Raw genomic sequence first — 461 nt, 5'->3', positions numbered from 1 at the left:
GGCGCCGGGACCGGGCTGGGCGCGCTGGGCGACGCCATGCCCAGCGGCCTGGCCAGCCTGGGCCAGACGGCGGCAGGCGCCGCCTCCAAGCTGTCGCAGCTTGCCGGCCAGGCCAACACGCTGGCAGGGCTTGCCAAGAACCCGATGGGCGCGCTGTCCGCCGCCCCGGGCCTGCTGGGCAACACCAGCCCCGCGATGGGCGGGCTGCTGAACACCGCCAAGAACACCATGGGCATGGTCTCGCAAGCGCAAGGCATGGTCGCGCAGGCAAAGGCCATGGTCGCAAACCCCATGTCGGCACTGCCCGCCGCGTCGGGCATGCTGGGCTCGGTGGCCCCGGGCGCCAGCGGCATGATCGATTCCGCCGCGTCGGCAGCGGGCACCGTGTCGCAAGCGGCGGCTTTCATCAAGGACCCTTCGGCGGCATTGCCCGCCGCCACCGAGATGTTGGCTTCCGTCGC

The 461-nt window shown here is 72.7% G+C and carries 1 protein-coding gene; it reads left to right on the top strand.

Translation table 11 applies throughout. The features are described from left to right. Positions 1-461, top strand: a 461-nt coding sequence (locus ACNPP0_RS25020) for a hypothetical protein (RefSeq protein ID WP_448707308.1), incomplete at both ends; no start/stop codon positions are given.

The sequence above is a fragment of the Achromobacter semiaridum genome, assembly GCF_053543755.1.
This window is presented reverse-complemented; position numbering and strand designations above follow the sequence as displayed.